Source organism: Zobellia alginiliquefaciens, assembly GCF_029323795.1.
GTDB classification, from domain to species: Bacteria; Bacteroidota; Bacteroidia; order Flavobacteriales; family Flavobacteriaceae; genus Zobellia; species Zobellia alginiliquefaciens.
The window spans coordinates 4,107,292-4,132,418 of the sequence record NZ_CP119758.1 but is presented as its reverse complement, the minus strand read 5'-3'; the positions used below and the strand labels follow the sequence as shown (position 1 = coordinate 4,132,418).

At 36.4% G+C, this 25,127-nt stretch carries 24 protein-coding genes; 12 read left to right on the top strand and 12 right to left on the bottom strand.

The features are described from left to right. Positions 1–37: 37 nt before the first annotated feature. From P0077_RS16870 to P0077_RS16855, 4 genes are all read right to left on the bottom strand, one after another. Positions 38–283: a hypothetical protein gene (locus P0077_RS16870; protein ID WP_276166378.1), complete on the bottom strand. Its 246-nt coding sequence runs from the start codon at positions 281–283 to the stop codon at positions 38–40. Between the two features lie 101 nt (positions 284–384). Beyond that, a complete protein-coding gene (locus P0077_RS16865) occupies positions 385–588 on the bottom strand; it encodes a hypothetical protein (RefSeq protein WP_276166377.1) in 204 nt (67 codons plus the stop codon). 202 nt (positions 589–790) lie between these two features. Then, the gene (locus P0077_RS16860) at positions 791–1,828 is read right to left on the bottom strand and encodes a helix-turn-helix domain-containing protein (RefSeq protein ID WP_276166376.1); all 1,038 of its coding nucleotides are present in this window, start codon (positions 1,826–1,828) and stop codon (positions 791–793) included. A 188-nt stretch (positions 1,829–2,016) separates the two neighbouring features. Then, a complete protein-coding gene (locus P0077_RS16855) occupies positions 2,017–2,412 on the bottom strand; it encodes a response regulator (RefSeq protein ID WP_276166375.1) in 396 nt (131 codons plus the stop codon). 256 nt (positions 2,413–2,668) lie between these two features. Here P0077_RS16855 and P0077_RS16850 point away from each other — a divergent pair, with 256 nt between their 5' ends. The 3 genes from P0077_RS16850 to P0077_RS16840 all read left to right on the top strand — a co-directional run bounded on the left by P0077_RS16850 (position 2,669) and on the right by P0077_RS16840 (position 6,385). After that, positions 2,669–3,154 carry a YciE/YciF ferroxidase family protein gene (locus P0077_RS16850; RefSeq protein WP_276166374.1) on the top strand — a complete coding sequence of 162 codons (486 nt, stop codon included), beginning with the start codon at positions 2,669–2,671 and terminating at the stop codon, positions 3,152–3,154. 276 nt (positions 3,155–3,430) lie between these two features. Then, a complete protein-coding gene (locus tag P0077_RS16845) occupies positions 3,431–3,877 on the top strand; it encodes a response regulator (RefSeq protein ID WP_276166373.1) in 447 nt (148 codons plus the stop codon). A 6-nt stretch (positions 3,878–3,883) separates the two neighbouring features. Next, positions 3,884–6,385, top strand: coding sequence for a PAS domain-containing protein (locus P0077_RS16840; protein WP_276166372.1), 2,502 nt, complete (start codon positions 3,884–3,886; stop codon positions 6,383–6,385). Between the two features lie 29 nt (positions 6,386–6,414). On the opposite strand, the gene P0077_RS16835 is transcribed toward P0077_RS16840, so the two are convergent. Together P0077_RS16835 and P0077_RS16830 are read right to left on the bottom strand one after the other, a co-directional pair. Next, positions 6,415–6,855 (bottom strand): molybdenum cofactor biosynthesis protein MoaE, encoded by a 441-nt coding sequence (locus P0077_RS16835; protein ID WP_276166371.1) that lies wholly within the window; start codon positions 6,853–6,855, stop codon positions 6,415–6,417. A gap of 45 nt (positions 6,856–6,900) precedes the next feature. Continuing rightward, complete coding sequence (locus P0077_RS16830; protein ID WP_276166370.1) at positions 6,901–8,433, bottom strand: molybdopterin-binding protein; 1,533 nt, start codon at positions 8,431–8,433, stop codon at positions 6,901–6,903. Between the two features lie 399 nt (positions 8,434–8,832). On the opposite strand from P0077_RS16830, the gene P0077_RS16825 reads away from it, so the two are divergent. Together P0077_RS16825 and P0077_RS16820 are read left to right on the top strand one after the other, a co-directional pair. Then, positions 8,833–9,396, top strand: a complete 564-nt coding sequence (locus P0077_RS16825) for a Crp/Fnr family transcriptional regulator (protein WP_276166369.1) — start codon at positions 8,833–8,835, stop codon at positions 9,394–9,396. A gap of 72 nt (positions 9,397–9,468) precedes the next feature. Next, complete coding sequence (locus tag P0077_RS16820) at positions 9,469–10,077, top strand: short chain dehydrogenase (protein WP_276166368.1); 609 nt, start codon at positions 9,469–9,471, stop codon at positions 10,075–10,077. A 104-nt stretch (positions 10,078–10,181) separates the two neighbouring features. Here P0077_RS16820 and P0077_RS16815 read toward each other — a convergent pair whose 3' ends face one another. Beyond that, positions 10,182–10,574, bottom strand: coding sequence for a hypothetical protein (locus tag P0077_RS16815; protein ID WP_276166367.1), 393 nt, complete (start codon positions 10,572–10,574; stop codon positions 10,182–10,184). A 238-nt stretch (positions 10,575–10,812) separates the two neighbouring features. Between P0077_RS16815 and P0077_RS16810 the strand changes: the two genes are divergently transcribed. Continuing rightward, positions 10,813–12,174, top strand: a complete 1,362-nt coding sequence (locus tag P0077_RS16810; protein ID WP_276166366.1) for a DEAD/DEAH box helicase — start codon at positions 10,813–10,815, stop codon at positions 12,172–12,174. Positions 12,175–12,283: 109 nt separating this feature from the next. Then, positions 12,284–12,868: a GNAT family N-acetyltransferase gene (locus P0077_RS16805; protein ID WP_276166365.1), complete on the top strand. Its 585-nt coding sequence runs from the start codon at positions 12,284–12,286 to the stop codon at positions 12,866–12,868. Positions 12,869–12,879: 11 nt separating this feature from the next. Here the strand turns inward: P0077_RS16805 and P0077_RS16800 are convergent, their stop codons facing one another. After that, positions 12,880–13,884, bottom strand: coding sequence for a sugar kinase (locus P0077_RS16800; RefSeq protein ID WP_276166364.1), 1,005 nt, complete (start codon positions 13,882–13,884; stop codon positions 12,880–12,882). 461 nt (positions 13,885–14,345) lie between these two features. Between P0077_RS16800 and P0077_RS16795 the strand changes: the two genes are divergently transcribed. Continuing rightward, complete coding sequence (locus P0077_RS16795) at positions 14,346–14,933, top strand: HD domain-containing protein (protein WP_276166363.1); 588 nt, start codon at positions 14,346–14,348, stop codon at positions 14,931–14,933. 16 nt (positions 14,934–14,949) lie between these two features. Here P0077_RS16795 and P0077_RS16790 read toward each other — a convergent pair whose 3' ends face one another. Together P0077_RS16790 and P0077_RS16785 are read right to left on the bottom strand one after the other, a co-directional pair. After that, entirely contained in the window at positions 14,950–15,303 is a 354-nt protein-coding gene (locus tag P0077_RS16790) for a hypothetical protein (RefSeq protein ID WP_276166362.1), read from the bottom strand. A gap of 18 nt (positions 15,304–15,321) precedes the next feature. After that, complete coding sequence (locus P0077_RS16785; RefSeq protein WP_276166361.1) at positions 15,322–15,651, bottom strand: tellurite resistance TerB family protein; 330 nt, start codon at positions 15,649–15,651, stop codon at positions 15,322–15,324. A gap of 387 nt (positions 15,652–16,038) precedes the next feature. Here P0077_RS16785 and P0077_RS16780 point away from each other — a divergent pair, with 387 nt between their 5' ends. The 4 genes from P0077_RS16780 (at position 16,039) to P0077_RS16765 (ending at position 22,734) form a co-directional block, all read left to right on the top strand. Continuing rightward, the gene (locus tag P0077_RS16780) at positions 16,039–16,614 is read left to right on the top strand and encodes an RNA polymerase sigma-70 factor (protein ID WP_276166360.1); all 576 of its coding nucleotides are present in this window, start codon (positions 16,039–16,041) and stop codon (positions 16,612–16,614) included. A 70-nt stretch (positions 16,615–16,684) separates the two neighbouring features. Then, positions 16,685–17,623 (top strand): FecR family protein, encoded by a 939-nt coding sequence (locus P0077_RS16775; protein ID WP_276166359.1) that lies wholly within the window; start codon positions 16,685–16,687, stop codon positions 17,621–17,623. Positions 17,624–17,717: 94 nt separating this feature from the next. Next, positions 17,718–21,140, top strand: coding sequence for a TonB-dependent receptor (locus P0077_RS16770; protein ID WP_276166358.1), 3,423 nt, complete (start codon positions 17,718–17,720; stop codon positions 21,138–21,140). A gap of 19 nt (positions 21,141–21,159) precedes the next feature. Next, positions 21,160–22,734 carry a RagB/SusD family nutrient uptake outer membrane protein gene (locus P0077_RS16765; RefSeq protein WP_276166357.1) on the top strand — a complete coding sequence of 525 codons (1,575 nt, stop codon included), beginning with the start codon at positions 21,160–21,162 and terminating at the stop codon, positions 22,732–22,734. Positions 22,735–23,020: 286 nt separating this feature from the next. Here P0077_RS16765 and P0077_RS16760 read toward each other — a convergent pair whose 3' ends face one another. Further along, complete coding sequence (locus P0077_RS16760) at positions 23,021–23,617, bottom strand: porin family protein (RefSeq protein ID WP_276166356.1); 597 nt, start codon at positions 23,615–23,617, stop codon at positions 23,021–23,023. 215 nt (positions 23,618–23,832) lie between these two features. Further along, positions 23,833–25,119, bottom strand: coding sequence for a PQQ-like beta-propeller repeat protein (locus P0077_RS16755; protein WP_276166355.1), 1,287 nt, complete (start codon positions 25,117–25,119; stop codon positions 23,833–23,835). Between the last annotated feature and the right edge of the window lie 8 nt (positions 25,120–25,127).

Sequence of the window (25,127 nt, the reverse complement as noted above, 5' to 3'; positions counted from 1 at the left end):
GGACGTTTTTTACGTATTTTAATTTCTGCCATTTCTGTTAATTTATCTCTGTACTATCAATTTCTGTTTCATTTGGATTTCTTGTGCTATCAATTGCTGTCGTGTCTACCTCTTCATCTCTGGCCCATTCTTCTGCTCTATCCATAGCCTCCACTTGTGTTTCTTTTACACCATCCATTGGAGTTCTCTTTGTTGCGGAATCTTCAGGACTTTCACCGCAGGACATAACCAATACAAAACATACCAATGCCAATAACCGTTTATGTATACTTGCTTTCTTCATTAATTTTTCTTTTTATAGTTCTGTATGAAATTATACTACCGGCAGAAAAGTAATGGGTCGCATCGATAGAAAAATTATCTTTAAAAAGATGCTGTACACGACTATTGCGAACCTGTATTCAGAACCAAGAACACTATGGCCAGAAATACCACAAAAGCAACTACCATAATAATGGTCGCCCAAGGAAAACGATTTTTAGGTACATTGGTGGTTTGATTATTTACAGTACCGTCATCTACTTGTTTGGTAGGCATTGGCGCACTTTCACTTGCTTTTAATTGCTCTTTGTTTACTCCTGTACTCATATCTCATTTTTTAATAGTTACATACCTAATAGGTACCGGACCATACAAACTGTTGTAAATAGAATAGTCCATCAACTTCATAAAGTTGAGAAATAAACAGGGAATGAAATATCTTATTTCAATGAAATCTTAGCTCAAAAACAAAACCTATATAGCTTTTGAGTTTTAGAAATAAAGATTGAAAAAACTGTAAAAAATTAAGTTACTCTATGCTTTTAGAGTCGTTACCTAACATATAGGATTTTCTAAATTGTAATGGAGTTACACCATACTTCTCCTTAAAAATTTTAGAAAAATAACTACCACTAGCCAGGCCCAATTCCCCGGCAATATCAGAAATTGCAAAGTCAGGATTCTTTAAATGAACCACCGCGGTCTCTAAGCGAATATTATGAACATATTGGTTGGCCGTGGTATGATAAAGGCGTTGAAAACCTTGTTGTAATTTATTTACGTTCAGCCCTACACGACGGGCTATGGTCTCAATATTATCTGAAGTTGAGAGTTCTTCTCTCATAATTGCCGCCGCTTCTTCGATCAACCTTATTTCTGACTGTCTCAAAACGTTTCTCTGCCCAGCTTCCTTTAAATCATCTTTAAAAGCTAGAATCTGTTTGGTCAGAATCTGATAGGCTTTACCCTCTAGGAAAATCTTTGTCAGAAAATCGGTCTCTTCAAATTCGTGAATCTCCTTTATATTATCGGCAAGTTGAAGACTGTAAAAACCGTCATAGAAAAATTCCTCTTCGGCATTGACATCATTAAACAAGGTTTTAATACGATTATCAGTAGAGTTAAGTTCACATTGAATCTTGGTGAGAAAACGGGCTCTTACAATTTCTAGGCTACTTATTACCGTATTGGTGTTTGCCTCAAACAATAGCACATGCCCATTTCTGTTTTTACTGGCTACAATGGCATTCTTGTATTGGTCTACGATATGAAATTCCGCTTCATTTCCAAACCTATGTTTTAAGGTTCCCTTTAAACAATAAATAAACTTCAGCGGATGAACTTCATTAACTACAAACTGTATTTCAGTATCTTCAATAAAATTACAATCATATTGTATGATACCCAATCCACTTTCAAAATTGATACCTCGTATAATTCCACTTCCTATATGTTCCGGTATTTCTACAATGTATTGATCGCAATTTTCAGTGTATCCGGTTCCAAAGGCATCTGCCAAATCGGTAATTACTTCTTTTAGGGGTAAAGAGTTAACCTTAATCTTCATATTGTAGTTTGCTTTACTATCAATCCTTTGCTTAATTACCGACTTATAGAGAACGAAGAGTCTTCAGCATCGTATTTCTAAGATAAATATAAAGCATTTTTAAATATTCATAATTTTCTTGTGCGTATCCTAAATACACCTTCGTGTACAAAAAAGACCGTTATCTGTTACGAACTAAACTAGAACCATTAATACATAAATTTGTCGACAATTTCAGTCAACATTTGTTTCATTTCGTCAAACGACTTGGACTTTGTAACGAACATATTGGCACCTGCTCCTATACATTTCTCCTTGTCGCTAACGTTGTTAGAAGTTGAATATATAATCACCGGTATGTCTGAAAACAGCATATTTTTCCTTATTCTTTTAAGACATTCAAATCCTGTAAGAAGTGGCATATTAAGATCTAAAAAAATAAGTTTAGGCAAGTTTGAAACATCTTTGGAAAGACGTTCTAAAAATTTAACGGCGTTGTCGTATGATTCTAGAGGCATTTTGGGGAAAAGCTCATCAATGGCTTCTTCAAACAGCATTCTATCATCTTCATCGTCATCAATATAAATAAGTGGCCTGTTGGTCATAATATGCTGAAATTAAAAGCCTCTAAGATATATGAAGTGTAAACGAAGAGTTTTTCAAAGATAGTTGGATATACTTCAAAAAGTAACAGAATACCGTAAGAAAAAGAAACTATTAGTTAAATAACCGGTAACAATTCCTCTCAAAAAAATATTTTCTGAAATTTTCTTTTAGAACTAACTTTTCAATTTATAGGATCAATAACGCGTATCAATCTCACCTAATTTCATGACAATTATTAACCCAAAATAGAACATCATGAAAAATTTAAATGAACTTTTTGAACATCAATTAAAAGATTTGTATAGTGCGGAAACCCAACTTATAGATGCGCTGCCTAAAATGGCAGAAAAGGCAAATGATAGTAAGTTAAAAGAGGTGTTTAAAAACCATCTGGAAGAAACAAAAAACCAGAAGAAACGTCTAGAGGAAATATGCGATGAGCTGGATATTAAACCTACTGGCGAAACGTGTAAAGCTATGAAAGGCCTTATTGAAGAAGCTAAGAGTTTTATGGGCGAGGCCGAAACAGATGACGTTATGGATGCAGGTCTTATTGCAGAAGCCCAACGTGTAGAACATTACGAAATCTCTGGCTACGGTACTGCTGTACGTTATGCTAAAGAATTGGGCAAAGGAGATATTGCAAAAAAACTTCAGGAAACTTTAGACGAAGAATACAATGCCGATAATAAACTTGACAAGTTGGCCGAAGGTCGTTTGAACGAAGAGGCAATAGCCTAATTGTTCCGACACATTAACTCATTAATTAAAAGCGCTTTAACCAAAGCGCTTTTTCTATATTTATCGGTTTTAACATAACCTAATTACTCTATACAGAAAAAATAATTTATTATTGAAATTAGACCTGTAAAATGCGATTAGGTTAAAAAAACATCTTTTCGACACCATGCCATTAACATCTCAAGAATACATTTGATCTTGTGTCTATTACAGGTAGACCTTATTTAATAAATAACCGTCATATGAGCTTCACATTTATTACCAACCCCACCCACCATGAAAGATAAGGTTTTCAATATTTTCTTGACCGATGACGATGCAGATGATAGAATGCTCTTTGAAGAAGCATTATTAGAGCTAGACATACAAGTTGAATTTAGATCATTTGAGAACGGTGTGGATTTAATGAAAAATCTTCTCGATCCAATTCAGCCCTTACCAGATTATATTTTTCTGGATTTAAACATGCCTTTAATGAATGGTGAAGAGTGTTTGAACGACATTAGAGATGAGCCGAAATTTTCTAAAATTCCGATCATTATTTATTCTACATTTATTGATAGTATAAAACTTGAAGTGTTGCGATTAAATGGAGCCAACCTATACCTTAAAAAACCTAATTCATTTTCATTGTTGAAAAGAGCTATTGAAGATTGTATTGCAAATATTAAGACGCAATCAAAAGAACCTATTCCACCCTCAGATTTTATTCTGCAATATTAGAAGCCTATGCATAACAAATTTGATGGAAACCGCTTTCCGTTTTTAGAGGGCGGAGGAGAAATGGGAAAAATAATGCGTGAAAAAAATTGGGAAACCACTTTACTTGGCAGCCCTATAACTTGGCCTCAGAGTCTAAGAACAACGCTAAGCATAGTTCTGGATTCAAGATTTCCAATGTTTCTTTTCTGGGGACCAGACCTAATTAGTTTTTATAATGATGCTTTTCGTGCAAGCTTGGGTAATGACGGTAAACACCCAAATATTTTGGGTATGAAAGGTAAAGAAGCGTGGTATGAACTCTGGGACACAGTTGGACCATTAATTGATCATGTTCTATCAGGCAAAGGAGCAACCTGGAGCGAAAACCAATTAATTCCTATTTATAGAAATGGGCAGATAGAAGATGTATATTGGACATTTAGTTATAGTCCAGTAAAAGATGAATCTGGAAAAATAAACGGTGTATTCGTTACCTGTTCTGAAACGAATGAGAGTGTATCAAACCTTGAAAAGCTAAAAAATAGCGAAAGTGAACTAAAATTCGCTATTGACGCAGCCGACCTTTGCACGTGGGACTATTATACGGCTACACATCAATTCACAAGTAACGATAGACTTAAAAAATGGTTCGGTTTGCCACCAAAACAAGTAATTGATCTTCAAGAGGCTATAGAGGTCATCATTCCAGAAGATAGAGATAGGGTGGTTACCGCAATTGAAAAAGCTCTACATTATAAAACGGGTGGAAAATATGATATTACCTATACCATCCGCAATAAAACAACAGGTCGTGACCGCGTAGTTCGTGCGGTAGGAAGAAGTTGGTTTAACGATGATCGTGTAGCTTACCGGTTCAATGGTATTCTACAGGACATAACGGACGACAGGAATGCGGAACTCAAAATCCAAAAGAGTGAAAAAAAGTTTCGGAACCTCGTAAAAAATGCTCCTGTGGGTATTGCAATTATTGGTGTGGGCGATTATAAGGTACATCTAATAAACGATATGGCCTTAGAGATATGGAACACTAAAAGATCGGAAACCGAAGGGTACTCCATTTTTGATGTTTTAACGGAAATTGAAGCAGGCCTGCGTCCTATTTTTGAGAACGTGGTGCAGACCAAAACTTCAGAAAGAGGTATGGAATATCCTTTCTTATTAAAAAGAAATGGTAAAACAGAAACTGCATATTTTAATTTTATCTTTAGTCCTTCGTTAAACGATAAAGGCGAGGTTGCAGAAATTCTTTGTGTTGCCTCAGAAGTTACCGAGTCTGTAGTTGCTCGTCATCACCTATTAGAAAACGAAGAAGAGTTTCGCAACTTGGTATTGCAATCACCAATTGCTATGGGTATCCTAAGAGGACCTGAATTACGAATTGAAATGGCAAATAACGAGTTGTTGAGCCATTTTTGGCGAAAAACAGAAACCGAAGTACTCGGTAAGAAATTACTTGATGTTTTTCCCGAGTTGGAAAATCAGAAGTATCCCGAGTTCCTGTACTCAGTAATGGAAACCGGTGAGTCAATATCCGAAATAGAATCCATGGCTATAATTGATGGTAATGACGGTAGCAAAGCGTTTTATGTGGACTATAATTATGTACCTCTAAGAGAGCTAGACGGTTCCGTGTCAGGAATTATGATGACGGTTACCGATAGTACCAACAAAGTATTGGCCAGACAAAAACTTGAGAATTTCTCTAAAGAACTGGAACAGCAAGTTCATGAAAGAACCGAGTTACTAAAAAAAGCGAATGTAAAATTAAAAGAGTCCGTTCGCGAATTAGAAAAGAGTAATGATGAGCTTGAGTCATTTGCTTATGTTTCTAGTCATGACCTTCAAGAACCTCTGCGAAAAATTCAAATGATGACCAGCAGAATCTTAGATCAAGAAAATCAAAATTTTAGTGATAAGGGTCGTCAATACTTTGATCGTGTAGTATCTGCCGCAGAAAGAATGCGCACCCTGATTGAAGACCTTTTGGCTTTCTCCAGAACCACAAAGGGGGAAAAAGAGCTTGAACAACGAGACCTGCGTGAATTACTCGAACAGGTTATTGAAAATTTATCGGAAAAAATAGAAGCTACGGGCACAAGTATTGTCTATGACAACCTCTGTGAGACTAAAGTCATACCTTTTCAAATTAGGCAGGTCTTTCAGAACTTAATTGAAAATTCCATAAAATTTGCCAAAGCGGACAAACTGCCAACTATAAAGGTAATTACAACAACAGTTGAAGGTAGCGAGCTATCTCATCTTCCATTAGATATAAAAAACACCTATTATGAAATTAGTTTTGTAGATAAAGGTATAGGATTCGCACCTGAACACGGAGAGCAGATTTTTGAAATATTCAAAAGGCTACACGGCAAATTTGAATACAATGGCACCGGTATAGGGCTTGCTATTGTTAAAAAAATTGCGCTTAATCACAATGGAACTATTATAGCTAGTGGAGAATTGAACAAAGGGGCTGTATTTAAACTTTACCTACCCAAACATTAGATTCTGCGTATCATGGAATTTATTCAAAATCAACTATTTACTTTCCATTGTGTTGATTGGTCTTCAAAAATTTCCTTTCCAAAAACAGGCACCTCTGCTTTTATGGCCTCTACAACATATTCCAATGCTTTAAATACTTCTTTCCTCCTGGGCGATGACACGAAAACAAAAAGACATATTTCTCCTGATTTCACCTCTCCCAAACTATGATAGATATGCATACAGGTAAGGTTAAATTTATCAAAAGTAGCCTCCCTAATATCATGGAATTTTTTATTTGCCATATCTTCATATGCGGTATATTCAATGGCGGTCACTTTTTTATCCTCTATAACATCTGCCCGCACTTGACCTAAGAAAATATTATGAGCGCCAATTGTAGTTTTAGATTGGTGTTTGGCAATTGACTCCCCTATAAATTCCGAAGAAATTGCTCCTTGTTTAAATACGTTTTTATAAGTAGTACTCATTTTCTAATGCTTTTTTTGCTCTTGTTTATTATCTTATTTCGTTTCTTAAATTCCGTTTAGGGTTTCAAATTCTTGGTCTAAAAAATCCCAACACTTTTTATTGATCTGTTCAAAGGCTTCTATTAGACTCTTCCCATACGGAGTAATAACCGTTCCACCTCCTTTTTGCCCACCAACCGATGTATTTACTACTGCTTCTTTTGCAGATTTGTTTACGGCATCTACCAATGTCCAGGCTTTCTTATAAGACATTCCTATATTTTTGGCAGCCTTGGATAAGGAACCCTGGGCTTCAATTTCTTTTAATAGCCGTACTCTTCCTTCTCCCACTAAAACGTTATCCCCTACTTCTATCCAAATCCTACTTTTAATTTTATAATCGCTCATAGAAGACTTCTTATTTAAAGGGCAATAGTATGGCTTCCACCATTTGTCCTTTTTTTTTTCAGCGGAATTTTGAGGTAAATATACTAATGCATTGGCATCTCCAAAAGCTTTTACCATAGCTGAGCTTTGTCCGCCTAAAATAATAGCACCAGTTCCTTCTATCCTTGCCTTTAAAAATTGTGCCTGTGTGCCTTTTACCGTATAATCCGCTAACAAGGGTAAAGAGATACGAGGAAGGTTCAACTGCTCCGCTCCTTCCCATTTTTTCAAAAGAGGATATACATATACATAAAAACAACTCAGTGCCGCAGCTGGGTTTCCCGGTAATCCGAATATTGACGTATCACCTTTTTTTCCATAATACAAGGGTTTTCCCGGCTTTTGCTTCACTTTATAGAAAATCTCTTTTACACCAATTTCAGCAAATGCTTTTCCAACAAAATCATAATCACCAACAGATATACCTCCGGTTACGAAAACTATATCATGACTTGCTAAACTAGATTTCAATACCGTTTTAGTATGCTGAAAATTATCTTTAATAGTAACTACCGATGTATTTGCATACCCCAATTCCTTCAGTACAGCCGTTAACATATAGCCATTGGATTGGTATATTTGGCCGTAAGCCAACTTTTTACCGGAATCCACCAGTTCGTTACCAGTAACCACTATGGCTATGGACGGCTTTGCACGGACCGAAACCTTGGTAACCCCAAGACTGGCCAAAAACCCAATATGGGTTCCCTTTAGTGTAGTTCCTTTTGTTATTGCTAAGGCACCTGCTCTAATTTGCTCCCCTTGAGGTCGGATATTAGCTCCTAGATATACAGGTCCGTCTAAAGTAATTTCATTACCATTAACTCGTACCTTCTCCTGCATTACCACTGCATTGGCCGTATTGGGAACAGGAGCGCCTGTAAAAATCCGTGCCGCCTGCCCTTTCTGCAACCTTGGGTTTGTATCAGCTCCGGCCTTTATCTCTTCCTCCAAAGAATAGGTAACACCATCATTAAGATGCAGTGCATAACCGTCCATAGCAGATTGCCTAAAAGGAGGCATATCTATTTCAGAAGTTACATCTTTGGCCAAAACATAGTCCAATGCATTTTCAAGTTCCATTTCCTGTACTATTGTACTGGTAGAACCATGTATCGTGACTAGTTCCAAAGCCGTAGCGGTATCTATCATTAGCCTTGATTTCTATTTATCTGTTCCTGTCTTTGGAATTCCACTTTTCCAATAAGCGATGAATATACAAAATCGTTATTTCCGTTCAAACATAACGGTTGATTTTTTATATTTCTATAATTTGATTGTCTATTGCGACAGACACTTCTTTAAAATATGTGCCCATAGTGTCTCAAGAACTTTTTAATGCTGAAAAAATCTATAGATTAGTATTCGTAAAGAGAAGTAAACGGACTTAAATTTAAATCCTAAATTAAGATAGGGTACCGATAAAAATGACTTTATTCAAAAAATATTAAAGCGAAAAGACTTAGCAGTAGATAAGGTTAAGTCAGAATATAGTATAAACTATGGGCCTTAACTCACATTTGAGTATAACACTCCTCATCAAGCAAAGCAATGAAAGAATACCTAAAATCATTTAATCTATTTACAGAATTAGAAATTAATGATTTCTTGAAATTATCTCAAAATGTTGAATTAAAAAAAGGAGACTTCTATATTAATCAAAATGAAATTTGTGAATCTCTAGCCTTCGTTAAAAGTGGAATTTTTCGTTCCTTTTATTTTTCGAATAATGATGATGAAATTACATATTGTTTTACTTTTCCAAATCATCTGCTAATGGCTTACTCTTCGTTTATTTCACAAAAAAAATCTGAAGAGAATATTCAAGCTCTAACGGATGCTGAAATAATCTCAATACCTAAATTAACTTTGGAAACCTTAGCGGAATCCAATACGAACTGGTTGAAATTTTTAAAAATTATAGCTGAAAAAGAGTATATAGAGTTAGAAAAATGGATATTCAACCATCAAAAAGATAAAGCTCCCCAACGGTATTTGGACTTAATCACCAAACAACCTGAGTATATCAAAGAGATTCCACTCCACTATATTGCATCATACCTAGGCGTTACCCAACGACACCTTAGTAGAATTAGAGCAAATATTTCTTATTAGACAAATGTCCTGCTCTTAAGCCTTAACCTCTAAATAAATTTGCATATGATTTTAAACAAAACAATATATCATATGAAAACAATCATTTTAATTGGAGCAAACGGAAAAATGGGGCAAGCCGCTTTATCCGGTCTTGGCAAACACAAAGTTATTACTGCCGGACGTTCGTCTGACGGTTATGATTATCAAGTAGATATTACCAGCATAGAATCTTTACGGAAATTATTTAAAGAGGTTGGGCATTTTGATGCTGTTGTAAACACGGTCGGTGTTTGTGAATATGCAAATTTCACCGAAATGACCGAAGAACAATGGATGAATACCATTTTAAGCAAAATGATGGGACAAATCAATATAGTTCGTATAGGTCAGGAATATATTACAGATAATGGTTCGTTTACATTAATTACGGGAATTCTAAATGTCAAACCTATTCCCTTCGCTATTGCTGATGCAACTACAAGTGGAGCTATTGACACCTTTGTTAAATGTGTTGCATTTGAAATGCCACGAGGTATACGGGTAAACTCAATAAACCCAACTGTTTTGGAAGAAGCTTGGGAAGTATATGGAGAAATGATGCCCGGTTTCCAACCTGTTCCAGGAGCCTTAGTAGGAAAAGCTTTTGAACGTTCTGTAGATGGATTTATAACGGGTCAAGTAATTTTCGTAGACGCTTAACTATTCACCCTGCACTAAAAATGTAGGGTGATTTTAAAAGTTTCTAAATATCAGGGATTTAACTTCATCCACAGACCGTAAAGAAAAATTGCACTGGCACTAACCTATTCTTCATCTCTTCTAGCCTGGGTAACGGCACTAAATGAAGGGGGATTTTCAGTAATACTACCTGCTCCCTTTTTGTTAACTTTAAAAATAAGGTCCTTTTTGGTAGTAAATAACAGAACTGATGAAAAATGGGTCTTTAAATGAGATTTCAAGACAATAAAAGCCTCTTCTAATGTAAGTTCATCTTCCTCGTCCTCGGTCTCCTTTGATCTATAGCGTAATTTTAGAAGGACTTTAAAGTCGTCTTCAGAATACACCGGTCTAACAAAGATATTTCTCAAATTTGGATTCCCTATGGTCTTTGCCATAGTCAGCTTGGCAAAGCTACCTTCTTGGACACTCTCTTCTACCTGATTCCAAAAAAGAACAAACACATCTTGATACGGCATAAATAAAATTTCAATTAAGCGGACTTATCACAGATCAAAACTAATACTAATAATTCAATTCCTTACCTCCGAATCAATTACAAAGAATCTTGGGAAACTTTGTTTTGTTATTCTAGAAAAGACGCATTTGGCATGGAACTGGGAGAATTCAAGTGAAAAAATCAGTGCGATTGTAAATAATCAATTATAATTGGCCCAAATACCCTTACCATACGATTTTTCTTGATTACTTTGCAAAATGAATACTTTCCAAGATTTTAAAATCAAAAAGCAATTGCAAAATGCTATTGTTGATCTAGGGTTCGATAATCCTACTCCTATTCAAGAAGCGTCTTACTCCACCATTATGGGCGGTTCTGATTTTGTTGGGATTGCACAGACGGGTACGGGAAAAACAATGGCATATCTCCTGCCTATTTTACAAGACCTAAAGTATTCTGACCAGATGCACCCTAGGGTATTAATTCTCGCGCCTACCAGGGAGCTTGTTATTCAAATAGTAGAACAGATTGAAAAACTAACTCCCTACCTTAGTGTGAGAGCACTGGGTGTTTACGGAGGTTCTAATAATATAAATCGTCAAAAGAGAGCAGTTGCAGAAGGCCAAGATATTATTGTAGGTACACCTAGAAGGACGTATGACCTTGTTTTGGCAAATGTCTTACGATTAAAGGCCATTAAAAAGCTGGTGATCGATGAAGTAGATGTCATGCTAGATTTTGGATATAAAACGCAGCTAAGGCACATCTTTGAATACTTGCCTACCAAACGCCAAAACATTCTATTTTCGGCAACTATGACGAGTTATGTTGACCAATTGATGGATGATTTTTTGGTCAATCCGGTCAAAAAAACAATTTCTATAAGTGGTACGCCTTTAGTTACAATTCGTCAAGAATCCTATGCCGTCCCTAATTTTTATACTAAGGTCAACTTATTGAATCATCTTTTGCAGGATAAAGAAGAGTTTAATAAAGTATTGATTTTTGTAGCCAGTAAATCTATTGCCGACAGATTATCCGAGACGCTGGATTTTGAAGATGAAATTTCCGTTATTCACTCCAGTAAAGAGCAAAACCACCGTACAAAATCTATTGATAAATTTGAAAGTGGTACAAGCCGGATTCTAATTGCAACCGATGTTATTGCACGTGGTATTGATATAGATAAAATTAGTACAGTTATTAGTTTTGAAACACCTTTCTACCCGGAAAACTATATCCACCGAATAGGAAGAACCGGTAGAGCCGGTGAAAAGGGAAGGTCTATTCTTTTTTATGGCGAAAAAGAAAACGATTTAAAAGCTGCAATTGAAAGCTTGATGAATTACCAGATACCACAAAATGAATTTCCTGAAACGGTAGAAATTAGTTCTGAGCTCATTCCTGAAGAACAAGACAAACCTATAGATCTAGAAGAAGAATCCGTCAATACAAAAACGGTTGAAAGAGGCCCTTCATTTCACGAAAAATCGGCAAAGAACAGTAAACAAAAAAATAAGGTAAAAAGCTACGAAAAGACCTTAAAACAGAAATACAAAAAACCGCAGAAACGGGGAGACAAAATTCAAAATAAAAAAAGTCGCAAGAAAAAATGGTGATATAACACCTTATTGAATCTGGAATTTGTTTTTATTCCTATACTTCCTGTAGTTAAAAAAAATGACAGGGAAAATTAGAAAACAGCCCTAGTTTAAAAATGCAAAAAGTATGTCCATTAGACTAGCAAAACCTGAAGATGCGAAACCCATAGCCGCACTTATGTTGTTGGCAACTAAAGACTTTGTATTTACGTTTATTGGTGAAAAGTCCATCTCTAAAGCAACTCAGTTCTTAGAAAGACTAATTAGCGAACCTGGAAATCAGTACTCTTATGAGAACTGCTGGATACTTGAAAATGAAGATGGAGTAATAGCCGTAGCCAATGTCTATGACGGAGCGGACTTACATAAGTTGAGAGCTCCCGTAACAGCACTCATAAAATCGTGGTTTAAAAGAGACTTTACTCCTGAAGATGAGACCAGCAGCGGAGAATTTTATATTGATAGTTTAGCCGTACGTCCCGACCAGCAAGGCAAAGGTATCGGTTCTAAAATATTGCGCTTTTTAATTCATGAATATGTTACCGAACAAAACGGAAACCTTGGTTTATTGGTGGAAAAAGACAATCCTAATGCCAAAAATTTATACCTAAAAACAGGTTTTGAAAGTATTGGAGACAAAATACTTACAGGAAAGGTACTAGAACATCTTCAGGTTAAAAATACAAATCATAGCGCTCCAAAAGTAAAATAACCGTAACCTATTTACCTGACCAACCGCCCAGTAATATTACCACCTAAAATACTAGTAACTTCTTTTACCGTAGCCAGATTCACATCGCCTTCATAGGTATGTTTTAGTGCGCAGGCGGCACTTGCAAATTCCATAGCTTTATAATCGTCATACTTTTGTAAGCCATAAATTAAGCCTGCCGCAAAAGCATCTCCGGTTCCTATTCTATCAACAACATGGGTAATATCCAAATCTTCGGTTTCTCTAAAATCCGTGCCGTTCCACATTCTAGCCCTTATTTTATGCCAAGAAGAGTTCAATGAAGTTCTAATCTTATCAAATACCTTTTCAATGGTTGGGAAGGCCAACATTAATTGCTTGCTGGCTTCAATAAAATCATCGTTTTCGTAACCAAAATCAGTGCCTAGCACTTCATTAATCTCATTTACACCGCCAATAAAAATAGTAGAGTAATTAAGAAGTTCCGATAATGCTTCTTTTGGGTCTTGTTCATATTTCCATAAACCACTGCGGTATGTTGGGTCAGCAGAAACCGCTAAGCCTTTTTGCCTAGCTAACTTAAGTCCTTCCCTTAGGGTCTCATAAGCTCCTTTTGATAAGGCAGGAGTTATTCCGGTCCAATGTACCCACTCCCCGTCCTGCAATGCATTTTCCCAATTCACCGTTGTAGGCTCAATCTCTGAAAAAGCAGAATGAGATCTGTTATATGAAATCATACTGGGTCTAATCACAGCCCCCACTTCTAAAAAATAAACGCCCAAAGGACGTTTTGATAGCGTAATTGAAGAGGTGTCTACACCAAATTTACGAATATAGGCTATGGCGGTTTCTCCAATAGAATCATCCGAAACCATACTTATGTGCTTTACATCTCCACCAAAATTAGAAATTGAAATACCCACATTAAGCTCTGTGCCTCCAAAATAAAATTCAACAATGTTAGATTGAATGAATTTCTTGTTGCCTCTTGGCGAAATACGCATTAATACTTCTCCAAATGTTATAATCTGACCCATACCCAAATTTTAAGCCTAAAAATACCCATTGTGAAAGAAATAATAGATGCTTATTCCAAAAGAATTTGAATAAACTATTGTTACAAATAACGTTCATACGTATCTTACCCAATGATTTATGCGCTACAAGTCCTTTGGTTGAACAGAAGATAATACCAGACAAGGGTGCAAAATACCTCCTCCAAAAAGTATTAGGTAATCATTTTTAATGACCGTTAAAAAGTCACATAAGATTTGTACCCATTACAACGTTATTCATTTTAGATATGACTGGTATTTAACCTAATAGCGATTAGTTTGACCGAACAAAGAAAAATCCTGTGTCTTCAATTTAAAAAGTGTACTTAGCAAGGCAAAACAAGGTATTCATAAGGTCATACCAAACAGCTCAAATGTGTGTGAATTACAAATATCAGGTTGGCATAAGTGGGACTTTATTTTTCTAAAACATTCTAAGTACAATGAAAAAAATTATTGGAAAAGCTAAAATTTACTGCATGGGGCTTCTGTCTAGAAGTCGTTGCAATTCTTTGCCTTTTCATAACATGGAACACACCATGGAAGTTTATGAAAGTGTCTTGAAAATAGGAATGTACGAGAATAGAGACTTGGAAGAATTGCATTCCGTTTTATTAGCGGCACTTTTTCACGATACTGGTATGGCAACGGTTTTTGCGGACCATGAAAGTTACAGTAGTATAGAGGCCAGTAATTTTCTATTGGCTCAAAACTGCTCCAAAGAAATAATAGAATTAGTGACCGGTTGTATACAGTCCACACGAATGCCACAAAATCCGCATGGTATTTATGAAGAGATAATTTGCGATGCCGACCTGTTTTACTTAGGTACGGACCAGTATCAATCAAAAATCAAACTTTTAAGAAATGAATTGGCCAAATTTTCACATACAGAATTCTCGGATGTTGACTGGCGCTCCATGAATGTTGAGTTTTTGGAAAATCACAGGTTTTTCTCCAAATATGGAAAAGAAATATTGGAACCCATAAAACAGAAAAACTTAGCACAGTTAAAACGAAACGGCATATAATTATAAGGTTCTTTCCCTACTCGGTCTCCCCTCCTATCCCAATATTCTTAAATGTTTGAATAATCAGATTCATTTCTTTTTCGTGTAAATGGTTATCCGAAACAGCCATATCTTCTAAAATTTGAGCCAAAACCTTCTTTTTAGGATATGTCATATTGTGAAGAGAAATCAAAGCTTCTTCAACCGTTGTTTCCTGAGCCTCACTTACCAAATCCGCATTCATGGCAATATCTTCCTGGAGCTGGTCCATGGCCTTTAGCTCGCTAGGGTGAACTTTTCCATCAGCCAAAACAACCTGATTGGTCATCACATAAATAGCCTTTTTTTCCTCTTTATCAAATTGTGCTTTTTCCAGTTTTTTAGTTTTCATAGTTTGTGTTTATCAACTTCACTTGTTCATAGATTCAAAAATATAGGTCATCAAGCTATTTTCCTTTGCATGTTTAAAACCATCGGAAATTGCTGTCATTTCCAAAATGCCTTCTAACTTATTTTTATTTTCTGGGGACATTTGTTTCAGAATAGAAATAGCTTGCTCACTTTCAATATTTCTAGCTTGCATAATGAAATTACTATCAAAGTCAATCTGTTCCATTAGTTGTGTTACGGCATTGATTTCACCATTATGAATCTGCCCATCTGCAAGAATTACAGAATTTACAACATGTACCATGGCCAATTTCTCTGCCAAGGTAAAGGCGTTTGTTTCTTGATGCATTAATTGTTAATGATTTGTGTTAGCAGCCGTAATATAGTGAATTCTATAAAAGAGCATTTGACATATCATTCTTAAAATACTGGTAAAGTTACCTTAAGGTTTTACTATATGTATTAAAAATTAGCATACGATAAGGGTTTACAGGCTAATATTTAGACATCAATATTGTGTAAGGACTACGTCGTTAAAAAACTTAATGATATAAAACTCATTTTAAAAATTGATTTCTCAAGGATTATTTTATAATCACAGCATTGTTTTGTACAAAAATTCAACAATTTACAAAACCTAATATTTACTTTTTTGTTGATTGAATCATAAAATGAAAATATACCGTTCATAAAGAATTTGTAAATTACAGGTGTAATTTATATCATTACCATATTTATGGAGCAAGAATATTTGTATAATGCAAAAACAAGAACTTCATCTAACAGTTTAGATGATTTCAATGTGATATACAATTTCTTTAAACCCAAACTTTTTATAATTGCCAACAGTTATATTCCTTCTAAAGAAGACGCTGAGGAAATTGTACATGACATTCTTATTAAACTTTGGGAAAAACGTGAAAAAATAGATATAAAATCTAACTACACAGCATACATTTACAGCATGACCCGCAATGCTTGTCTGGATTACTTAAGAGCCCGTAAAAATAGGCTTTCAAAAGAGATTATTAGCGACCAGCAAGAATATTGGCTTAATTACAGTGCATTATCGGATGAAACTGCTTCCAAAATTATTGTTGAGGAATTACAAAATTTAGTCGACGGTGCCATTTCTGAACTACCTGAAAAATGCCGAAAGGTTTTCATGAAAAGTAGAATAGATGGTCTGGGCCACAAAGAAATTTCCCAAGAATTTCAAATTTCCCCCAAAACAGTTGAAAACCATATCACGAGGGCTCTCAAAGAATTAAGAGTTGTGTTACGAGAGTACTTGCCTATCTTTTTTATCTAAATTTATTTAATTGGACTAGGGGATACTTCTACTATTTACGTCTTGTAATTAAACACTGCTCCATTACAAGATGAACAAAAGAGATATTATAGCTTTAGCGGAAGGCCGTCTTTCTGAAAAAAGAAAGCAGGAAGTACTCAAATGGATGCTTAAAAACCCTAAACGACAGCAACAGTACCATACCATAAAAGCTAAATACGTTGTTGATAGATTAAAGGAATCTCAAAACGTGCCTAGTGGTAATCTTACAGCTTCCAATATTTATAAGTATTTGGGTTACGTCGCTTGTATAACAGTTTTGTTGTCACTGGCATTCTTGTATAAAACATCTGACAATTCAGTAGAAACGGAAGGTACTACGGCGCTCATGGTATCAACTTCTATAGGAGAAAACAGAACTGTTAAACTTCCTGATGGTACCGTTATAACACTAAACGCAAACACTTCACTTTCATATCCGTCTACATTTACTGCTGATACTAGAGAAGTGATTTTACGGGGCGAAGCTTTTTTTGATGTCACCCACAATGCCCACAGACCTTTTATAGTCAAGACGGACGATGGAATGAAAATTCATGTACTAGGAACTACTTTTAATGTAAAATCCTATCCGGAAGATTCCAATATGGAGACTACTTTAATATCCGGCAAAGTACGGGTTATAGAGGAAAAAGATAATAAAACAGTAGTTCTAAACCCATCGCAAAGAGCCACTTATGTAAAGAAAGAAGATAAGATTATCATAGATAAAGTAGATACAAAAACCTTTACCGCATGGCGAGAAGGCAAACTTGTTTATGACGAGACCCCTATTCGTGAGGTAATTGCTGACCTAAAAAGAAAGTATAAGGTGTCAATAGCTGTTGCTTCTCCTGAAATCATGAACTATAAGTACACAGGTACTTTCGACAATCTCACTATAGAAGAAATTTTAGACCTTTTTGAGGTATCATCACCTATAAACTACAAACTAACGCAAAACAAAATCACACTACATATGACAGAATAAAAAAGAAAAAAGAAGAGGAAAGTGCGGCAACACTTTCCCCTTTAAAAAATTATTTAACTACTTAGTAATTAAACAACTTAAACTACTCAAAATTATGAAAAAAAAATATCCTTTTTTTTCAAAAATCCCTATAGTCCGGATAATGAAAATTTATGTCATCTTATTGACACTCACATTAAGCAAACTATTTGCCTCTGAAGTTAATGCTCAGAATATTTCGTTAGACTTGAACAACGTAAAGTTGAAAAAGATCCTAAACGAAATTGAACGTAAAAGTAACTACAGTTTTTTCTACAACAACAGCATTATCGATGTCTACAAAAGAAAGTCGTTAAACGTAGAGGAAAAAAACGTTACCGAAGTTTTGGAAACTCTCTTTGAAGATTCGGATATAGACTTCAGTTTTGTTCGCGATCAAATTATTCTGTTTCCTAAGAATAACCCAGAGATTAAGTATAAAATAGAAAGTCTTCTCAACAAGCAAGTAGATAAAATGCCTTCGGTCTTAAGTCCCCAAAAAATCAATGAGCTTATTAAATCCAATGTGCAATTTACAGTTCAGGGCGTTATAACGGATAAAGCCGGAATGCCCATACCTGGAGTTACCGTATTAGTCAAAGGTACGTCTAAAGGTACTGCCTCCGATTTTGATGGAAACTATAGTATCATGGCCGATACCGGTGACGTATTATCCTTTAGTTATATAGGTTTCACTAAAAAAGATGTTGCTGTCAACGAACAACAAACAATAAATGTAACCTTAGAAGAAAACGTAGACGCACTTGAAGAGGTAGTAGTAGTCGGTTACGGTACCCAAAGAAAATCAGATCTAACAGGTGCTGTTAGTGCAGTTAGCAGTGAAGACTTATTGAAGGCTCCGGTAAGTAATGCCTTGCAAGGCATGAGAGGTAAGGTTGCCGGCGTTAATGTTTTCTTGAATTCTGGTTCACCTACTGGTTCACCAAGAATTGTTATCCGTGGAGTTGGCACCATTAACTCCTCTTCAGACCCACTTTACGTAGTAGATGGTGTGGTAATGGACGATATAAAGTTCATAAATCCAAACGACATTGAGCGAATGGAAGTTTTAAAAGATGCTTCTTCAGCCGCCATTTACGGTGCAAGAGGTGCCAATGGCGTAGTGCTGATTACAACCAAAAGAGGAGGTAAAGAGGGCAAGATTACTATTGGCTATGATGGATTCATTAGCATGGGAAGTATCCGAAAGAAAATGGACTTACTAGATTCCGATGAATGGTTAGAAGTGGTCAGAACAGGTATGGAAAACACCCCAAAATACAGACCGGACGCCACTCCTCCGGTTTTCACAGCGAATGACCCTAACTTATTCGATGAAAACGGAAATCCATTATACCATACAGATTGGCAAGATGAAGCTACGAGAACGGCTTTCTCAACCAACCATCAACTTTCAGTTCAGCAAGGAAACGAAAAATCTTCTGTGGGTGTTTTCCTTAACTACTCTCATGTAGAAGGTATTATGCTAAACAACAAATTAGACCGTATTAGTGGTAAAATTGCATATGACGTTACTCCTAAAGATTGGTTAAAAATTGGTGTAAACCTTTTGGTGAACGATGTTAAGGACACTGAATTTGAAGAAGGTGGCGGTGGTCAATCTCCACGTAGGACAATGATTGAGATGCCTCCTATCTTCCCTGTAAAATTTCCAGATGGAACTTGGAGCAATAGCCAAATGATTTCTGATGCTTACAACTTGGAATCAATGTCCAACCCGGTTCATGTTTTGGAGACTCAAGAACGTTTTTGGGAAAGAAATCAAATGTTCGGAAACTTTTATATGAATTTTAGCATTCTTCCAGGTCTAGATTTTAGAACTCAATTTGGCTTCGACAAGAACATCAGGAACAAAAAAGAATACTCGCCTAGAGACTTGGTAAATATATCATCCCCTGATGGCTATGCCAGGATTTTTAATGAAAAAAGCCTGTACTGGCAACAAGAAAACTATCTGACCTACAATAAAGAATTTGGTAAACACAGAATTAATACCATGTTGGGTCTTAGTTGGCAAGAACGAGATTATGAATCTTCTACCATTTTTGCAAGAGGGTTCAGTGATGATTTCTTTCGATATAACAATATTGGTTCCGCCAGTAATCCTAGCGCTCCTGAATCGGAATTCGAAGAATGGTCTCTTAATTCTTATTTCGTTCGGGCCGGTTATACTTTTGATGACAAATACTTAGTTACGTTAACTGCACGAGCAGATGGATCGTCTAGATTTGGAAAAGACAACAAATATGGCTTCTTCCCTTCTATAGGTCTTGGGTGGAATATCAGTGAGGAATCATTCATGGAAAATGTAAATTTTATTAACCGTTTAAAACTACGTGGCAGCTATGGTATTACCGGTAATACTGAAATTCCACCATATAGTTCATTGGCAACTGTCTCTTCTGGAACTGTCTTAATGAACGGTTCACGTGTAAGCGCAAGTTCCGTAAACCGCTTGGCCAACCCTGGTCTAGAATGGGAAAAGACCAGTCAATTTGATATCGGACTTGATTTGGCAGCATTTGATCACCGACTGCGTTTTGAGTTCGATTACTATGATAAACTTACCAAGGACTTGTTGTTAGATAGACCTGTACCTTATACCTCCGGGTTTACTTCTGTGAGAGATAATATCGGTTCGGTATCCAATAAAGGAATCGAGGCAATGATAAGTGGAGAAATTATTCGTGGTGCTGATTTTGGATGGGAATCTTCTATCAACATGAATTACAATAAGAACACCATTGAAAGTTTGGGCGAGAACGATGAAGATATTGAACCAGGTCCTTTCTGGGTATCCGGCAGCCAGACTATCCTTCGTGTGGGCGAATCATTAAGCTCATTCTATGGCTATGAAAGATTGGGTACTTGGGGGACTGATGAAGCTGCAGAAGCCGCTTTGGTAGGCGCAGTGCCAGGCGAAGCCAAGCGCTCTGCCGATAAAAAAATCCTTGGTAAAGGTTTACCCGATGTTACCGGAAGTTTTATCAACAACTTTAGATATAAGAATTTTGATTTTACTGCAGATATTCAATTTGTAGCAGGTGTAGAAATTATGCAACAATTCTATCACTCTACGGAAGATCGTAGCGGTATTGCCAATGGCTTGGCAACTATTCTTTATGACGGCTGGACAGAGAACAACCAAAACACCATGGTTCAAGAAATCAGAAACCAGGCATATGCTGGTCAGAATAGTCAAGTAGATAGCAGATGGGTCGTTGACGGTTCTTATATAAGGGGAAATCTTTTCTCTTTGGGCTATAGTTTCAATGAGCAATTTTTAGACCTTATCGGGCTTAACAGTCTTAGGGTATATGCAAGTGCTGAAAATGTATTTGTCATACACTCCAAAGATTTCCAAGGGTATGACCCTGAAGCCACTTCTTGGGAAGGTAATCAATGGGGACAAAATATTTTCTTCTTCCAGTACCCAAAACCTAGAACATTCACCCTAGGTTGTAGCCTTAAATTTTAATGCTTAAAAAAAGAAAATCATGAAAATTAAATATATAGCTTGTTTAATCGGACTTGTTTTACTCGGTTCTTGTGACGATTTTTTAGAAGAAGAACCCCTGAGCGAATTAAGCTCAGACCAATTCTTTTCTGAACCGGATCACGCTTATAGCGCAGTTAACTCACTTTATAGAAATGGAGCACCCAATATGACAGATGGTGGTGTTTATAGTGGTACACCACTGATGTTGGGTGCTTACATGAGCGGGTTCTTTACCAATGAATATGCTGGGCAGGAATTACATGTTAGCAATACCCAACAGCTTACATTAAATGGAGAGAATATCGGAGGTTACCTACAAGATAGATGGAGAGAATTGTACCTAGGTATTTCTAGGGCCAACAATGCCATTAAGTATATACCTGAAACTCCAGAATTAACTGACGCACAACAAAATCAACTATTGGCCGAAGCCAAATTTTTCAGAGCCTTTGCCTATTACTATTTGGTAAGATGGTTTGGTCCGGTACCGTTAACGACCGAACCATATGAATCATTAGATGATCTTTATTTAGAGCGAAGTCCCGTTGCCGATGTTTATGCCTTGATAGAATCAGACCTTACCGAAGCTCTAGAGCAAGGTAATTTACCAAAATTAAGTATGGTGGACAACGGAAAGAGAATTACGGCAGGTGCGGTCGCTACTCTACTTTCGGATGTGTATCTAACTATGAGCGGAAATCCACTCAATGCGGATAGATATGCAGATGCTGCTGCACTAGCGCAAGAAATTATCAACGGAGAATATGGTGCTTATGCTTTGGCTCAACATGACGAGACAGATGGAACTATTGATTTTGAAAACTCAGCATATAACAAAATTAGAAAAGGTGATGCTTCGGATACAGAACATATATACATTAAAGAGTATGACCCAGAAATAAGTACTTCCATTTATCCAAGATACTCATATCCCGTTGCCTTGGCCTCCGAAGTATTGTATGATATTACCAACGGAGCATATCAACCTTCAAGTCAATTCGTGGATTTTTATCATCCAAATGAGGATTTAAGAGCTCAAGAAAGACAGTATTTCCACAGTACTTATCTACCCAATGGACAAACCTTTGATACTGCTCCCTTCTTTTGGCATGATGATACCGCTATTTTTGAAACAGCAAATTCTGGTAAAGATTTTGCCGTTTATAGCTATACGGATGTTTTGTTAATTGCGGCGGAAGCAATTGCAATGAGCAGTGGCAATAACTCTAATGCCGTAGATTATTTGACCCAAGTAAGAAGCAGGGCCTATTGGATGAGGGATGCCGCGAACATAAGTTCAGAATTATCTGGACTGGGAACTGATGCATTTGTCGAAGAAGTTTGGAAAGAAAGACACAGGGAATTGGTTTTCGAATTCAGAAACTGGTTCGATATTGTTCGCACAGGTAAATTCCCCATTTCAGATGCTCCTGGTTCCATCTCATTTGTAAACGCAGTGGGCCATACGACCGAACAAGGTAAACAAATTGAACAGAAACATATGTTGTTACCCTTACCAGGGCCTGAACTTCAGAGAAATCCGAGTTTAGGAAGTGACAACAACGGCTATTAACCAAACAGCCATTTATGTAGAAACCCGCCAACTCTAGTTGGCGGGTTTTACTTTTATAGAAATACCCTTACGCAGCAACAGGGCATTTTGTAAAATATCGTTATTCCCGAACTACCTAAAAAACATATACCCTTTGGTTTTCATGCTTCCAAATTTTCAATGCTTATCCATCTACATTCTATGAAATTCACCTTACAATTCAACTATTTCAATAACACCAAGAAAAAACTGAATCGAAAAAAACCTTACACTTCACTTCAACTAACCAATGAATAATCATATAAACCTACATTCCAAACTTGTATCCAAAAGAAACTAGCAACGTAGTATTTCTAAGAGTAGACAAATCATTAGCATAAATATTAACCAGTCCAAACTCAGTAACTAAACCTATCTCAAATCTTTCGTCCAAAATAACGCCAACACCAAAATTAAGTCCAAAATCAAATGTTTTAAAGTAATCATTGACCGGGTCAGAACCTATGTTAATTTTTGTGTCGTTTCTATTAGCAGATAACATATAACCCAAATTAAAACCAGAAAGCCCATAAAGATAACCAGAACCCCCAATTGCAACAATATCATAACGTGCGCTAAGAGGCATCTCTATGTAAAACGTATTGAAAGTGTCCCCAACTGTAGAAGCACCCTTCTTGGCAAATCCTAGACCCGAACCTATATATAAATCATCGGTTATATCAAACTCAATAGTACCTCCTATCTTGACTCCTAAAGTTCGCCCGAATAGGTTATTACCTCCTTCATCCGGAGACGTTATATTTGCCAAACCTATTCCTGCTTTTACACCAAAAATTTGGGCATTAGCAGAGAAACCTGATGACACCATTAATAAAATCATAAGTACTTTTACCGACTTGTTCATAATATAAATTTTAAAGTTTGTGGATATTCGGGTTCTCGAAAACTCCATTTATTTTATGGTTGAAAGGTAACCGAACAAGCTGTTTTTTGAAATACCATGTTAATTGTATTTTTTTCTACCGGATTACCAGTAGAATGTAGAGAGCTTTAAAACTAAAAAGAGCCCTATCATAATTAAATAGGGCTCTAAACAATAAATTAAACTTAAAATACAACTTACTCCCCACGATAGTACGAAGGACCAAAGACGCCGTTTTCAGCTATTACTAAAGGATTTAGACGGGCACCATATCTAAAGAAAGAATTTAACCATAAGGTCTTGCCCGTATTCGCATCTATTGTCAATAGCCCCACATTATTATCTGTATCATCCGTACGATACAAATCGTGCCCATAAGAAAACAAAATACCATTTGCATATACGGGACTATGGTCTACACTTACATCTGCGTTATACCACAATTCTTCACCACTTTCAAGATCCACAGCAAAAGGTTTAGCATTAGTTGCACCAGGAAAACTTGAGCCTTTATCATAATTACTATACACTACATTTTCCACTATTAAGGGATTCCACAGCGTATCTACTCCAGTATCTTTTTGCCAAACAATAGACGTAGTACTCATGTCTATACAATACAAAGCAGACCTTAAACCTTGTCCCGGAGGTATGGCATTCACAATTAATCTATCTCCAGAAATATAGGGCGTACCGGCACCATTTGCTTCAAATTCCCATAATACATCCATAGTATCTAAATTTATTGCGTAAAGATTTTTAGCTGGCAAATACATGATATTATCAACAACCAAAGGGGTACCTGTTAATTCATAGGGTAACTTCACCTTTTGAATGAACTTACCGGTTTCCTTATCCAGAATGTGCATATAAGGAGGAAAATCGCTTATGAAACTTTCTTCGGAGAAAACATATATCTTATCTCCGTGGATTATTTGCGAACTGTTGCCATGCAATATATTATCTAACTCACCCGACGGATCGGAAGTATAATACCATTTAAGATCCCCCGTAATCTGATTAACCGCCGTCAACACTCCAGTGGTACCGGAAGCATAACACACGCCATCCACACAGGTGGGAGGTGTAACACCATAACTACTAAAATCGCTTTCTAGTAAATACTGTTCCCAAACAAAACTCTTGGTATTCACATCAACTGCATTGATAGAGTTATCATCTGCGGTTACATAAATAATACCGTCCTTGTAACTTGGAATCAACTCAAAGTCCGTTTGGTACGGGAATTCATAAATTGCCGTTTCTTCTCCCGTTTGAGCATCAACCGTATATAGGGTTTCATCTTGTGAAGCTATTAGAAAAGTATTTAATGCTGGGTTACCAGATACAATTTGATTCCCTTTTTGAGGATTGATTACCTCTCCATTTTCATCTAGTTCTACTCCATCGCCTTTTTCACAGCTAACCGTTATAAGGATGAAAAAAGATAGAAGCAGGCCTTTAATTAATATTCTGTTTTCCATTTGTATAT